Raw genomic sequence first — 14,123 nt, forward strand, 5'->3', positions numbered from 1 at the left:
ACCGTCTTGCTCCCGACGGAAGGAGCGCGGACGCGTGAAGGGACCTGACGAAGAGGAGTTTCGTGAGTTCGTCACCAACGCTCGGGAGACCCTGCGCGGGCTGGCCTACCTGACCTGCGGCAGCTGGGCGATGGCCGACGACGCGGTCGGTGCCGCGCTCAGCAAGCTCTACGTGCGGTGGAACCGAATCGCCGCACCCTACGCGTACGCCCGGCGCATGGTCGTTCTCGCCGCCATCGACGAGACCCGCCGGCCGTGGCGCCGGGAGCAGGCGGCCGGCGACCTCCTGCCCGAACAACCCGGACCCGACCGGTACGGCGCCGTCGACGACCGGTTGCACGTGCAGGCCGCCCTCGCGCGGGTGCCACCGGGGCAGCGCGCCGTCCTCGTGCTGCGCTTCTACGAGCAGCTCAGTGTCGAGGAGACCGCCGAGGTGCTCGGGCGCAGCCAGGGCACCGTGAAAAGCCAGACCGCCCGTGGCCTGGCGGCGCTGCGGGCCGCGCTCGCCGCCGACGAGAACCGTGTCACCACCGCGCAAGGAGGAGACTCCCGATGAGCGACATTCGACAGCTGCTCGAAACGGCCAAGGGTGACCCGCCACCGCCGGCGGACACGGTCGACGACATCATCCGCGCCGGGCGACGACGGCTGCGGCGCTCCCGGACCGGTACGTTCGGCGGCGCCGGCCTGGGCCTGGTCGCCGTCGCCGCGACCCTGCTCGTCGCGACGTCCGGCACACCGGCCGACCGGCCGACCGAGGTGCCGCTGGAGACGGCGACCACCGCGGTGCCGGCCCGACCGCTCACCGCCACCTTCGCCGGCTTCCGCGTCGGCGGCTTCGAGGTGACCGATCCCCTGCGGATCGCCCCGACCTACCAGCAGGCGCTCGTCCGGCGGCCCGGCGGCGAAGGCGCACCGGACGTCGGGGTCCTCACCGTCTACGCGGCCGGCGTCTTCCGGCCCGACCGGTTCAGGGCCGGCGCGCCGCTGGAGATGAACGGCCGCCCCGGCTGGGCCGCGATGGTCGACCGCACGATCGTGTACGGCACGCCGGGCACCCGCAAGACGACGACCAAGGTCATCCCGCTTCCCGCCCTCGCCTGGCAGTACGCGGAGGACGCGTGGGCCACCCTCGAGTCGAACGACGACGACGCCAAGCAGGGCCTGCCCGCGGTCTCCCTGCGGCGGATCGTCGACGCGTTCGCACCCGGCGGGGCCCGGCCCGCCACCGCGCCGGTCAAGGCCGGCTACGTGCCGAACGGCTGGACGGTCGCCGCCGTCGGCCGCAACCTGACCACCGGTGACTCCCTGCTGGCGGAGACGATCTGGGTCCCCGCCGACACCGGCTTCGACTCGCTCGCGGCGCCACTGGACCTGACCGGGGCCGGCCTGCCCGCCATCGCCGTGCGGATCTCGCCGGTTGACCGCGAAGGCCCGTACCGGCACCCGGTGAACCCACCGTGCCCGGTCGGCGAGCACTTCTGCGACGTCCCGATCGACGGCCGGTTCTACGCGGAGGTCCACGACATGTCGGGCACCCTGTCGGCGGCGGAGCTCACGGAGATGACCAAGGGTCTCAGGTTCGCCACGGTGGCCCGCCCCGAGACCTGGTTCCCGGTCCCGTCGAACTAGCGGGATAGATTGGGCCCGCTCACGCGGCAAGGGGAGGAATGCTCATGCGGTATCGCCGGCTCGGATCCACGGGAACCGTCGTCTCTACGCTCTGTCTCGGCACGATGACGTTCGGCGCCGAGACCGACGAGGCGGGCTCGCAGGCACAGCTCGACCGGTTCGTCGAGGCCGGCGGGACCTTCCTGGACACCGCGGACGTCTACTCCCGGGGCATCTCGGAGCAGATCATCGGTCGTTGGCTGCGCGCGCGGCCGGGCGTACGCGACCGCCTGGTCATCGCGACCAAGGGCCGGTTCCCGATGGGCGACGGCGCCAACGACGCCGGCCTGTCCCGGACCCACCTCAGCCGGGCGCTCGACGCCAGCCTGGGCCGGCTCGGCGTCGAGACGATCGACCTCTACCAGGCGCACGCCTGGGACCCGATGACGCCGATCGAGGAGACGCTGCGCTTCTACGACGACGCGGTGCGGGCCGGGAAGATCCGGTACGTCGGCGTCAGCAACTTCGTCGGCTGGCAGTTGCAGAAGGCCGTGCTGCTGGCCCGCTTCGGCGGCCTGCCGCCGATCGTCACGCTCCAGCCGCAATACAACCTGCTCGCCCGCGACATCGAGCACGAGGTCGTGCCCGTCTGCCTCGAGGAGGGCGTCGGCATCCTGCCGTGGTCGCCGCTCGGCGGCGGCTGGCTGACCGGGAAGTACCAGCGCGACGAGGTGCCCACCGGCGCCACCCGGCTGGGCGAGAACCCGAACAGGGGCGTCGAGGCGTACGCCGGTCGCAACGCGTCCGAGCAGACGTGGCAGATCATCGAGGCGCTGGGTGACATCGCCAAGGCCCGCGGTGTGTCGATGGCCGCGATCGCGCTGGCCTGGCTCGCCGACGCGCCGGCGGTCACCTCGGTGATCCTCGGCGCCCGGACGACCGCGCAGCTCGACGACAACCTGACCGCCGGCGACCTGGTCCTGGACGCCGACGAGCGGGCCCGGCTCGACGAGGTCAGCGCGCCGCGCGTCGCGGACTACCCGTACGGGCGGGCGGGCATCGACCAGCGCGGCCGCCGCCTGCCCAGCTAGTTACTGACAATTGACGAACTGCCCGACGCCGAGGTCGCAGTCGGTGCCCGCCACGGGGTTGCCGGCCCGGTCGTGGAAGCCCACGTGCCAGGCCGCCCCGGGCCGGCTCAGCACCGCGTAGCCCCACTCGCGCCGGGTGATGAGCTGGCCGAGCGGCAGGCGGTCGACGTCCTTGCCGACGAGCTGGCTGTCGACCCAGTCCTTCGGGTCCAGGGTCGTGCCCGAGGCACCGACGGTCAGCTGCGGCGGCCGGTAGGTCACCGCCGCGCCACCGAAGTCGAGCGCCTGGTAGAGGTGCACGTGCCCGGAGAGCACGGCGCCGATCCCGGGGTTGAGCTGCTGCAGGCCGCTCGCCCGGATCGCGTCGTCGAGCAACTCGTCGATCCAGAGCGGGTTGTCGTTGGCCGTGCGGCCGTGCACCGCCCACAGCGGCGTGTGGCTGAGCAGGAACGTGTCGCCGCTGACGTTCGCGTTGACGGTGTCGAACTCCGCCGTGTAGCGGGCGAGCCGCGCGCCCCGGTCGCAGGTCGGCGCCGGGCCTTCGTCCGAGGCGCACGAGGTGTCCATGTTGAGCAGCGTCAGCGAGCCGGCCCGGATCCGCTCCGGCGGGCTGAAGTCCTGCGGCGGGTTGCTCGTGCACGCCGTCGTGCTGGGTTCGGCGGCCAGGTAGCGGAACCACGCCTCACCGCCGCGCCCGCAGTTCTCGTGGTTGCCGCGGACGAACACGAACGGCGCCCGGCCCAGCAGTTCCTCGGCCGGCAGGAAGAAGTCCGTGACCAGGCAGCCCCAGGTGTGCGCGTTGTTGCCGAGCCCCGCCGCGCCGCACAGGTCGGTGGGCTGGCGGCGCGGCGAGGTCCGGTAGAGGTAGTCGCCGACGTGGACAGCCAGATCCGGCGGTACGGGCTTCGTCGCGGCGCTGTCGGTGACCTCCGCGAGCGGCCAGCCCTGCGCGTCGCACCGCTGCATCGGGCCGCTCGCCGGGATCCGGCAGCCTGTGTCGCCGATGACGGCGATGCTCGCCGGGCGGGGCCGAGCCGGGTTGGGCTGGGTGTATCCCGGTATCGGCACGTTGCCCTGCGGATCGGGGTGCACCGGCACGCCGACGCCGCTGGTGTCGATCCGCGCCGCGGTGGCGGCCGGGTTGACCCGGCGCGCGCAGAGCGTGGCCGTCGACGGGTACGCGCCGACCTGGAACTCGGGCACGAGCTGGTGCCGTTGCGTGCTGGTGCCGATCGTCTCGACGACGAACGGGCAGGTCGCCTCCGGGGTCGCGTACCGGACCTGGACCCCGTCGGGGACGAGCTGCGTCCAGGCCCAGCCCATCCGCGGCGGGTTGGCCGGGTTGTAGCCATCGCCGGCGAGGTCCGAGCTGACCGCAGCCGGGCCGGCTGCGGCCGAGGTGAGGGCCGCCGCGAGCAACAGACCGACCGAGACCCCGAGACGCAGCACAGTTCGACGTGTCACGCCGGGGATCATTCCAGGAGCAGTCCGGACAATTAGGACGTGACACGCAGGGTACGCGCGACCCGGAAGCCGACATCGTCGACCTGGTACGTCGGGTGGCTGCGCCGCCGCACCGAGGCCCGGCAGCTCCACTGCTCGTCGAACCAGCCACCGCCGCGCAACACGCGATAGGTCCCGTAGACCTCGGCGTCGTACACGTCCCAGCACCAGTCCCAGACGTTGCCGAGCATGTCGTGCAGCCCCCACGCGTTCGGGCGCCGGCCGCCCACCTCGTGGATCCGCTCACCGGAGTTGCCGCGGTACCAGGCGATCTCGTCGAGCGGCCCGTAGCGCGGCCCGGTGGTGCCCGCCCGGCACGCGTACTCCCACTCGGCTTCCGTCGGCAGCCGATAGCCGGGAGACGCCCGGTCCCAGGTCACGTCCGCGCCGGCGATGCCGTAGGCCGGCGCGAGCCCGCAGGCCGACGACAGCGCGTTGCAGTAACCCACCGCGTCGAGCCACGAGACGCTCTCCACCGGCAGCCGCTCCCCGCGCGCCGCCGCGCTCGGCCAGGCGCCGGTGACGCCCGCGTACTCCGCCTGCGTGACCGGGAACGCGGCCAGCCGGAACGCCGCGACGTCGACCGTCCACCGCCGTTGGGTGCGCCGGTCGGCCAGGGTCACGCTGCCGGCCGGCAGGTCCACCATCAAGCGATGACCTGGTGCAGTTCCGCGTAGTGGCAGGCCGACGGGTGCGGGTCGACGGCGCGCTGCGACAGCGGTGGCTCCTCGCTCGCGCACCGCGGCTGCGCCTTCCAGCAGCGGGTCCGGAAGCGGCACCCGCTGGGCGGGTCGGCCGGTGACGGCACGTCGCCCGACAGCCGGATGATCTGCCGGCGGGCCCGGGCCGTCGGGTCCGGCACCGGCACCGCCGACAGCAGGGCCTGGGTGTACGGGTGGGTCGGGCGCAGGTAGACCTGGTCAGCCGTGCCGGTCTCGACGATCCGGCCCAGGTACATCACCGCGATCCGGTCGCTGATGTGCCGGACCACGGACAGGTCGTGGGCGATGAAGATGTACGCGAGACCCAACTCGTCCTGCAGCCGCTCCAGCAGGTTGACCACCTGGGCCTGCACCGAGACGTCCAGCGCCGACACCGGCTCGTCGCAGATGATCACCTCGGGCCGCAGCGCGAGGGCGCGGGCGATGCCGATGCGCTGGCGCTGGCCGCCGGAGAACTGGTGCGGGTAGCGGTTCGCGTGCTCCGGGCCGAGGCCGACCTGCTCCAGCAGCTCCCGCACGGCCATGTCGCGGTTGCCCTTCGGGGCGGCCTCCGGGTGGATGTCGAACGGCTCACCGACGATGTCGGCGACCGTCATCCGCGGGTTGAGCGAGGTGTATGGGTCCTGCATGACCATCTGCATGCTGCGCCGCAGCCGCCGCAGGTCGCCGGCGCGCATCCGGAACAGGTCGTGACCCTTGAGGTACGCCCGGCCGGCGGTCGGCGTCTCCAACCGCATCAGCAGCTTGGCCAGCGTCGACTTGCCGCAGCCGGACTCGCCGACCAGACCCAGCGTCTCGCCGGGCCGCAGCTCGAAGCTGACACCGTCGACGGCCTTGACCGCGCCGACCTTCTTGGGCAGCAGCAGGCCGCGGTTGATCGGGTAGTGCTTGACCGCGTTCTCGACCCGCAGGATCGGCTCAGGCATGACGGGCATCGAGCGCCTCCGGCGGGAAGTGGCACGCGCTGGCCCGGTCGAGGCGGCCGATCCGCAGCAGCGTCGGCTCGGTGATCCGGCACATCTGCTGCGCGTACGGGCACCGGGGGTGGAACGCGCAGCCCTGCGGGATCGCGATCGGGTTCGGCGGGGTGCCGCTGATCGAGTGCAGGCCCTGGCCGCGCCGCTCCAGGCGGGGCACCGAGGCCAGCAACCCACGGGTGTACGGGTGGGCGGGCGCGCCGTACAGCGTGTGCACGTCGGCCTGTTCGACGACCCGGCCCGCGTACATCACGGTGATCCGGTCCGCGACGTCGGCGACCACGCCCAGGTCGTGCGTGATCAGGATGAGCGCCATCTCGAGCTCGGCCCGCAGCGTCGCCAGCAGGTCCATGATCTGGGCCTGCACGGTGACGTCCAGGGCCGTGGTCGGCTCGTCGGCGATCAGCAGCTTGGGCCGCATCGCCAGGGCCATCGCGATCATGACCCGCTGCCGCATGCCGCCGGAGAACTGGTGCGGGTAGTCGTCGACGCGCTGCGCGGCGGCCGGGATCCGGACGAGGTCCATCAGCTCGACCGCCCGCCGCTTGGCGTCGGCCTTCGCTATGCCGCGCCGCGAGCGCAGCGCCTCGGTGATCTGCCAGCCCACCGGGTAGACCGGGTTGAGCGCCGACAGCGCGTCCTGGAAGACCATGGCGATCTCCTGGCCGCGCACCTGCCGGCGGCGCTCCGGCGCCATGGTCAGCAGGTCCTCGCCGCCGTAGAGCACCTGGCCGCCGCGGACGACCGCCGGGGGTGTGTCCAGGATGCCGAGCACCGCCTGCGCGGTTACCGACTTGCCGGAACCCGACTCGCCGAGGATCGCCAGCGTCTCGCCGGGGTCGACGTGGAACGAGATCCCGTTGACCACGCGGGCGACGCCGTCCCGGGTGTCGAACTCGACCCGCAGGTCGCGCACGTCGAGCAGGTGCTCGCCGGAGGTCGGCCGTTCGACGCGGGCCCGGCTCGGCGCGGTCGTCCAGGCGGCGGTCGGCGTGTCCCAGGAGGCGGACCGGTCGTCGCCCCAGCCGGCCACCACGGGCGCGGTCTGCGACTCGCCGGACGCGGGGTAACCGTGCGTCGGGTGCGGATACTGCTGGTAGGTCATCGGCGCAGCTTCGGGTCGAAGGCGTCCCGGATGGCGTCGCCCAACATGATGAACGCGAGCACCGTCAGGGTCAGGAACAACGAGGGCGCGATCAGCGGCATGGCCGCCTCGCGGACGTGCTTGCCGGCGGTGGCGATGTCGATGCCCCAGGAGATCGCCGGTGGGCGCAGGCCGATGTTGAGGAACGACAGCGTGGCCTCGGTCGCGATGAACGTGCCGAGCGCGATGGTCAGCACCACGATGAACGGCGCGAGCGCGTTCGGCAGGATGTGCCGCCACATGATGCGCAGCGGGCCGGCGCCGAGCATCCGGGCCGCCGCGACGTAGTCCTGGCTGCGCGCGGCCAGCACCGAGGAGCGCATCACCCGGGCCGCGGTGGTCCAGCCGAGGATGCCGAGCACGATGACCACGCTGACGATGCCGGAGCCGGAGCGGTCCGCGGCCAGCCGCTTGCTCAGCACGATCGCGGCCAGCAGCAGCGGGATGCCGAGCACGACGTCGATCACCCGGGACAGCAGCGCGTCGAGCCAACCGCCGAAGTAACCGGCCAGCATGCCGAAGACCAGACCGATCACGCCGGTCAGGAGTACGGCGAACAGGCCGACCAGCACCGAGGCGCGGGCGCCGTGCACGGTGCGGGAGAAGACGTCGCAGCCCTGGAAGTCGTAGCCGAGGATCGCGCCGCCGGACGGGCCCGCGTACTGGCGGCGGGTGTTGCACGCGGTCGGGTCGGCCGAGCTGAACAGCCCGGGCGCGACGGCCATCAGGACCACCAGCACGACCAGCGCGGCCGCGACCCAGAAGATCCAGTTGCGGCGCAGGTCGTACCAGGCGTCGCCGGCCAGGCTGCGGGTCTTCGGCGGCGGGGTGCCACCGGCGGCGGGCGGCACCTCCCCGGGCCGCGCGCCCAACTCGGTGGTGGCCGCCATCTCCAGGTCACTCATACCGGATCCTCGGGTCGAGTACGGCGTAGAGCAGGTCGACGAGCAGGTTCGTGACCAGGAAGACGATGACCAGCACGCTGACGAAGCCGACGACCAGCGGCCCGTCCTCGGTCTGGATGCCCAACAGGAGCTTGGAGCCGACGCCCGGGATGTTGAAGACGCCCTCGGTGACGATCGCGCCGGCCATCAGGTTGCCGAGGTCGACGCCGATCAGCGTGATCACCGGGATCAGCGAGTTGCGCAGCACGTGCACCGAGACGACCCGGCGGACGGCGAGGCCCTTGGCGCGGGCGGTCCGCACGTAGTCGGCGCGCACGTTCTCGGCCACCGACGTGCGGGTCAGGCGCAGGATGGTCGCCGTCGAGGCGGCGCCGAGCACGAGCGCGGGCAGGATCAGCCCGTAGAGGTCGGGCCGGGCGCCGGCGGTGGTCGGGAACCAGCCGAGCTTGACGCCGAAGACGAGTTGCGCGATCGGCGCGAGCACGATGATCGGCAGGCCGACGACGACCAGCGTGAGCGCCAGCGTGGTGTTGTCGAAGACGGTGCCGCGGCGCAGGCCCGCGACCAGGCCGGCGCCGATGCCGAACAGCGCGGCGAAGAAGAGCGCGAGCAGGGCCAGCTTGATGGTGTTGGGCCAGGCGTCGGCCATCACGTCGCCGATCGGCCGGCCCGTGAGGGTGCGCCCGAGGTCGCCGGTGAGCAGGCCCTTCATGTAGTAGGCGTACTGCACGAGGAACGGGTCGTCGAGGTGGTACTGCTCGGTGAGCACCTGCCGGACGTTGTCGCTGACGGGCCGGTCGCCGGCGAGCGCCTGCAGCGGGTCGTTCTGGTTCGCGAACATCAGGGCGTACACCACGAAGGTCGTCCCGATGAAGGTGACGACCATCTGGAGCAGACGTCTGATGATGTAGCGAGCCATGCGTGCCAGTCTCTGTGCGCCGGGTGACCTGGGTGAGGATCGGAAAGTGAACTTACCCCGCGTCCGCTGACGGCCAGCGACCGCCGGTCCCGGAAAGGACCGGCGGTCGCGGGGTGCGCCAGGTCAGCCCAGGACCTCGATCTGGGTGAGGTCGATCCGGCTGAACAGGTCGACCACGACGTTCTGCACGCGGGTCGAGTAACCGAAGTTGTTCTGCGTGAAGCGCAGCGGGATCACCGGCAGCTCGCGGGCCAGGATGTCCTCGGCCTGCTGGTACTTCTTGATGGACTCTTCCTGCGTCGCCGCCTTGGAGCCCTCTTCGAGCAGGCGGTCGAAGTCACCGTTGCTGTAGCCGTAGTAGTTCGACGAGCCGGTGGTCGAGTAGAGGGGGTTCAGGTAGCTCTCCATGGACGGGTAGTCCATGATCCAGCCCAGCCGGAAGATGCCGACCGGCGTCTTCGCCTCGACCTTGTCGAGCAGGTCCGCGATCTTCGCCTCCGGCACCGCGGTGCACTCGACGCCCAGGTTGGCGTTGAGCTGGTTGCAGGTCGCGTCGATCCAGTCCTTGTGCGGGCCGTCCGAGTTGTACGACAGCGTGATCTTGCTGGGGCCGCCGGCCTGCTGGTAAAGCTGCTTGGCCGCCTGCGGGTTGAACTCACAGGCGTCGCCGCAGGTGTTCTCGCGGTAGCCGGCGACGACCGGCGAGACGAACGAGCGCGCCGACTGCTGCGAGCCCTTGAAGACCGACCGGACGATCTCGTCGCGGTCGATCGCCTTGGAGATCGCCTTGCGCACGTCGGGGTTCGAGAACTCCTGCTCGAACGTGGGGAACGCCAGGAACTGGAACTGCGACGCCGAACTGCGCTGGAAGCGGTCACCGAGGTCGTCGGGCGCGGTGGGGATGCTCTCGGTCGGGATCTGCGGGATCACGTCGAGGTTGTCGGAGAGCACGTCCGCGTACGCGGCGCTGGGCTGCAGGTAGATGCGGAACTCGACGCCGCCGACCTTGGGCTTCGCGCCCGGGTAGCCGTCATACTTGGCCACCTCGACCTTGGCGTCGTGCTCCCACTTGCCGTTCATCATGAACGGGCCGTTGCCGATCGGCGCGCTCTCGAAGTCTTCCTTGACCACGCCGGGTGCCGAGAAGGCGGCCTTCGGCAGCGGGTAGAAGGCGCTGTAGCCGAGCATCGTCTCGAACTCGGTGAACGGCGCCGACAGGGTGACCTGGAAGGTGAGGTCGTCCACCTTCTTGAGGCCGCTCATCGTCTTGGCCTTGGGCGTCGGGGCCTTCTCCGGGCCCTCCGCGCCGTCCGGGTCCTTCGACTGCGTCGCCGCGTAGCCACCGATCCGGCTGAAGAAGAAGCCGTTGTTCTGCGCGTTCGGGCCGTAGGCCGCGTAGTTCCACGCGTCGATGTAGTTGTCGGCGGTGACCTTCTCGCCGTTGTGGAACGTGTAGCCGTCCTTGAGCTTGATCGTCCAGGTCTTGTGGTCCTGGGACTCGACCGACTCGGCGGCGTCCGGCACCGGCTTGAAGCTGTCGTCGTAGCTGACCAGCGGGGCGAACAGGGCGGAGAGCACCTGGATGCCGCTGGCGTCGTTGCTGTTGGCCGGCGTCATGTGCTGCGGCTCGGCGATCTGGATGCTGACGACACCGTCCGGGTCGACCTTCGCCGAGTCACCGCTGTTGCAACCGACCAGACCGGCGGTGACGGCCAGGGGTACGACGGTTCCGGCGATCAGCCTGCGAACCTGCATTGAGCCTCCTCGGTGGCACTTCGCGCGCGGGTCGACGCGCCACCGGTCGGGTGACGCAGTGCAACGACGGCAAAGGTTAGTCAACCGACTGCCTCAGCCAAAACCGGCGATCACGGCGAGGTCACGACGCCGGTCCGGCCAGGTGTTGCGGGTCAAGCTTTTCGTCTGTTGTGGAACAGCCACCCAACGCAAGGTCACGAGTGGACCGGGGAAAATTATGCCTCAGGATTCGGAGCAAAACGGCCCGTCCCTAAGACGGATAAGTCGGATATACCTGCGGCAGGCCGCTAGCGTGCGACTACCCACTGTGACCGGTGGGCCGTCGGCCTCGATCTCGACCGAGGACACCCCGGTCGGCGTGGCGACGTGACCGAGTTGTCCCAATTTCCGATCATCGTGTTATGCGACTCCGTATCGCAATAGCCGCATCTGCCGTCCTAACCGCATTGATCGGATCTGCCGGAGTCGCGGCCACCGCGCACGCCGGCCCCCGATCGGACCTCGCCGCCGTCGTCCGGCAACTGCTGATCACCCGCAGCAAGGCGTCTCCCCTGCCGGCCCCCGAGCCGCAGGTGAACATCGCCGGGCGGACCACCAGCACGTGGGGCTTCGGCACCGCGGTGCTGGTAGCACCGAAGGTGGCGGGAGCCTACCCGGAGGGTTGGCTGTTCATCGCCTACCGCGACCGGGCGGGCTGGACCGCCGCGCTGGAGGGCGAGCGGGCCTTCGCCGACCTCGCCAGCCGCTCGCCGATCCTCAGCTCGGAGGAGCGCAAGGTGTTCGGCGTCGACCGCACCCGGGCCGAGGCGCTCGACCGGCGCACCGGCCTGCGGCTGCCCTACGCGAACGGCCAGACCTGGACGCTGACCGGCGGGCCGCACCCGATGAGCACCAGCGTGCGCAGTTCGATCGACCTCTCCGGCGGTGACGGCAAGGTGCTGTCGGCGCGCGCGGGGCTCGCGTACACGATGTGCTCGTCGAACAAAGGTTGGATCCGGGTCGTCCACGACCGTGGGTGGGCGACCGACTACTACCACCTCGAGGGCAACCTCAAGGTCAGCGGCAAGCGGATCGGCGACGGGGTGTTCCTCGGCAACATCGGCAACGACGTGTCCTGCGGCGGGTCGTCGACCGGGGCGCACGTGCACTTCTCGCTGCGATACAAGAACAAGTACGTGGCGATCAACGGGCACGCCGTCGGCAAGTGGGTCATCCGCCAGACCGCCAAGTCCTACGAGGGGTACGCGCTGCACGGCTCGGAGCGGGCCGACGTCGGCGACGGGCTCTACAACTACGGGCGCCTCGGCTTCCGCCAGGGCATCGTCGACACCGACGGCGGCGGCTCCAGCATCCACCGGGCGGGTCCCGGCACGAGCTACGCGGCGGTCGGCGAGAGCGCCGACGGCGACACGCTGGACATCGTCTGCTCGGCCCGGGGCGAGACCCACACCGGCCGCGACGGAGTCAAGACCAACCTGTGGAGCAAGCTCAAGGACGGCAGCTACGTCAGCGACGCCTTCCTCTGGACCGGCCGCAGTGACCCGGTGAACGGCTGGTGCCCCTAGGGAAGGGCATCCTGACCGGCGCTGATACGGTCGCGGGAAATCTGCCGGTAACAGGGAGTTGAGGCGACCATGGGCAAGAAGGTCACCGTCGTCGGTGCCGGTTTCTACGGCTCGACGACGGCGCAGCGGCTGGCCGAGTACGACGTCTTCGAGACCGTCGTGCTCACCGACATCATCGACGGCAAGCCCGAGGGACTCGCCCTCGACATGAACCAGTCGCGGCCGATCGAGGGCTTCGAGACCCAGGTCGTCGGCGTCACCACCGGCACCGACGGCTCGGGCTACGAGCAGATCGCCGGCTCCGACATCGTGGTGATCACCGCCGGCCTCCCGCGCAAGCCGGGCATGAGCCGGATGGACCTGCTGGAGACCAACGCCAAGATCGTCCGGGGCGTCTCGGAGCAGGTCGCCCGGCACGCGCCCGACGCCGTCGTGATCGTGGTGTCGAACCCGCTCGACGAGATGACCGCGCTGGCCCAGATCGCCACCGGCTTCCCGAAGAACCGGGTGCTCGGCCAGGCCGGCATGCTCGACACCGCCCGGTTCAGCAACTTCGTCGCCGAGACGCTGGCCGTCCCGGTCGGCACGGTCAAGACGCTGACCCTGGGCTCGCACGGCGACACGATGGTGCCGGTGCCCTCGCAGTGCACGGTCAACGGCAAGCCGCTCTCCGAGCTGCTGCCGGCCGAGAAGATCGACGAGCTCGTCGTGCGCACCCGCAACGGCGGCGCCGAGGTGGTCGCGCTGCTCAAGACCGGTTCGGCCTACTACGCCCCGTCGGCCGCGGCCGCCCGGATGGCCCGCGCGGTCGCCGAGGACAGCGGCGCGGTGCTGCCGGTCTGCGCCTGGGTCGACGGTGAATACGGCATCAACGGCGTCTACCTGGGCGTCGAGGCCGAGATCGGCGCGGGCGGCGTGAAGCGCGTCGTCGAGACCGACCTCACGCAGGCCGAGCGCGCCGCCCTGGGCGAGGCCGCCGAGGCGGTCCGCGCCAAGCAGGGCGACGTCGCCAACCTCTGACGCGAAAGGAACGGTCCGTTATTAACGCTATGCGTTAATAACGGACCGTTCCTTTCGCTACAGCGTGACGAAGGGGTCACCCAGGTGGGAAACCGCCAGGGTGGCCCCTTTCGCACGCGCGTCGCGGAGCACCGCCACCCGGGTCGTCCGCGCGACCTCCGGGTCCATCTCGTGCGTGTAGGCCGTCTCCGGCGTGACCAACTGCACCGCGTGCACGAGCAGGTCGCCGGTGACCAGCACCGTCTCGCCGCCGTCCTCGAGCAGCACCGACTGGTGGCCGGGCGTGTGGCCCGGCGTGTGGATCACCCGAAGGCCCGGCGCCAGCCGGTGCTCGCCGTCGATCGCGTCGAGCTGGCCGGCGGCCAGCAACGGCTCGATCGCGTACGGGCCGGCCGGTGCCCCGTGCTCCTTGATGGCCGCGATCTCGGCCTGCTGCATGAGGTAGCGCGCGTTCGGGAAGAACGCCCCGCCGTCGCGCATGGCCCAGCCGATGTGGTCGGTGTGCAGGTGGGTCAGGACGACGGTGTCGACCTCGGCCGGATCGATGCCGACCTCGGCGAGCGACGCCGGGAGCCGGCCGGGCACGGGCGCCCACGCCGCGGCGGGCGAGTCGGCCGGGCCGATGCCGGCATCGACGACGACGGTGCGGTCGCCCAGGCGGATCGCGAAGCAGCGGAAGCGCAGGAGCCAGTCGCCGCCCGCGGTGACGGACGCGGGATCGGTTTCGTCGGCTCTGCGCCAATCGTCCGGTGTTGCGGTGGGAAATGCCTTTGTTCGTGGCTCGAAGAAGGGACCTTCGCCGTCGGGTAGGGCGATGATCGTGGCTTCTCCGACCTGGCGCTGGAGGGGCATCGCCCGATGGTCCCACGGTGCGGCCCGGGGCGAGGCCCCCCATAGGCCCTGTGTCGAAG

The 14,123-nt window shown here is 71.1% G+C and carries 13 protein-coding genes; 5 read left to right on the forward strand and 8 right to left on the reverse strand.

Going from position 1 to position 14,123, the window contains the following annotated elements; translation table 11 throughout:
* Positions 1 to 34 precede the first annotated feature (34 nt).
* Genes Asi02nite_RS28790 through Asi02nite_RS28800 form a run of 3 tightly spaced genes read left to right on the forward strand, consistent with a single transcriptional unit; the run spans position 35 to position 2,702 of the window.
* Positions 35 to 556: a SigE family RNA polymerase sigma factor gene (locus Asi02nite_RS28790; RefSeq protein ID WP_203717126.1), complete on the forward strand. Its 522-nt coding sequence runs from the start codon at positions 35 to 37 to the stop codon at positions 554 to 556.
* Complete coding sequence (locus tag Asi02nite_RS28795; protein WP_203717127.1) at positions 553 to 1,632, forward strand: hypothetical protein; 1,080 nt, start codon at positions 553 to 555, stop codon at positions 1,630 to 1,632. Before Asi02nite_RS28790 ends, Asi02nite_RS28795 begins: the two co-directional genes overlap by 4 nt.
* Positions 1,633 to 1,676: 44 nt before the next feature.
* Positions 1,677 to 2,702 carry an aldo/keto reductase gene (locus Asi02nite_RS28800; RefSeq protein ID WP_275410400.1) on the forward strand — a complete coding sequence of 342 codons (1,026 nt, stop codon included), beginning with the start codon at positions 1,677 to 1,679 and terminating at the stop codon, positions 2,700 to 2,702.
* Here Asi02nite_RS28800 and Asi02nite_RS28805 read toward each other — a convergent pair whose 3' ends face one another.
* The 7 genes from Asi02nite_RS28805 to Asi02nite_RS28835 form a co-directional block, all read right to left on the reverse strand.
* On the reverse strand, positions 2,703 to 4,166 hold the full coding sequence (locus tag Asi02nite_RS28805) for a metallophosphoesterase family protein (RefSeq protein ID WP_203717129.1): 1,464 nt from the start codon (positions 4,164 to 4,166) through the stop codon (positions 2,703 to 2,705).
* 32 nt (positions 4,167 to 4,198) lie between these two features.
* A complete protein-coding gene (locus Asi02nite_RS28810) occupies positions 4,199 to 4,852 on the reverse strand; it encodes a formylglycine-generating enzyme family protein (RefSeq protein ID WP_203717130.1) in 654 nt (217 codons plus the stop codon).
* Positions 4,852 to 5,853, reverse strand: a complete 1,002-nt coding sequence (locus Asi02nite_RS28815; RefSeq protein WP_203717131.1) for an ABC transporter ATP-binding protein — start codon at positions 5,851 to 5,853, stop codon at positions 4,852 to 4,854. Before Asi02nite_RS28815 ends, Asi02nite_RS28810 begins: the two co-directional genes overlap by 1 nt.
* On the reverse strand, positions 5,846 to 7,009 hold the full coding sequence (locus tag Asi02nite_RS28820; protein WP_203717132.1) for an ABC transporter ATP-binding protein: 1,164 nt from the start codon (positions 7,007 to 7,009) through the stop codon (positions 5,846 to 5,848). Before Asi02nite_RS28820 ends, Asi02nite_RS28815 begins: the two co-directional genes overlap by 8 nt.
* A complete protein-coding gene (locus tag Asi02nite_RS28825) occupies positions 7,006 to 7,953 on the reverse strand; it encodes an ABC transporter permease (protein WP_203717133.1) in 948 nt (315 codons plus the stop codon). The genes Asi02nite_RS28820 and Asi02nite_RS28825 overlap by 4 nt, the downstream gene beginning before the upstream one ends.
* The gene (locus Asi02nite_RS28830; RefSeq protein WP_203717134.1) at positions 7,946 to 8,872 is read right to left on the reverse strand and encodes an ABC transporter permease; all 927 of its coding nucleotides are present in this window, start codon (positions 8,870 to 8,872) and stop codon (positions 7,946 to 7,948) included. The genes Asi02nite_RS28825 and Asi02nite_RS28830 overlap by 8 nt, the downstream gene beginning before the upstream one ends.
* Positions 8,873 to 8,995: 123 nt before the next feature.
* A complete protein-coding gene (locus Asi02nite_RS28835; protein WP_203717135.1) occupies positions 8,996 to 10,627 on the reverse strand; it encodes a peptide ABC transporter substrate-binding protein in 1,632 nt (543 codons plus the stop codon).
* A 446-nt stretch (positions 10,628 to 11,073) separates the two neighbouring features.
* On the opposite strand from Asi02nite_RS28835, the gene Asi02nite_RS28840 reads away from it, so the two are divergent.
* Positions 11,074 to 12,192: a peptidoglycan DD-metalloendopeptidase family protein gene (locus Asi02nite_RS28840; protein ID WP_203717136.1), complete on the forward strand. Its 1,119-nt coding sequence runs from the start codon at positions 11,074 to 11,076 to the stop codon at positions 12,190 to 12,192.
* 69 nt (positions 12,193 to 12,261) lie between these two features.
* Positions 12,262 to 13,212: a malate dehydrogenase gene (mdh, locus tag Asi02nite_RS28845; protein ID WP_203717137.1), complete on the forward strand. Its 951-nt coding sequence runs from the start codon at positions 12,262 to 12,264 to the stop codon at positions 13,210 to 13,212.
* 57 nt (positions 13,213 to 13,269) lie between these two features.
* Here mdh and Asi02nite_RS28850 read toward each other — a convergent pair whose 3' ends face one another.
* A complete protein-coding gene (locus Asi02nite_RS28850; protein WP_203717138.1) occupies positions 13,270 to 14,064 on the reverse strand; it encodes an MBL fold metallo-hydrolase in 795 nt (264 codons plus the stop codon).
* Between the last annotated feature and the right edge of the window lie 59 nt (positions 14,065 to 14,123).

The sequence above is a fragment of the Asanoa siamensis genome, assembly GCF_016862555.1.
Taxonomy (GTDB): Bacteria; Actinomycetota; Actinomycetes; order Mycobacteriales; family Micromonosporaceae; genus Asanoa; species Asanoa siamensis.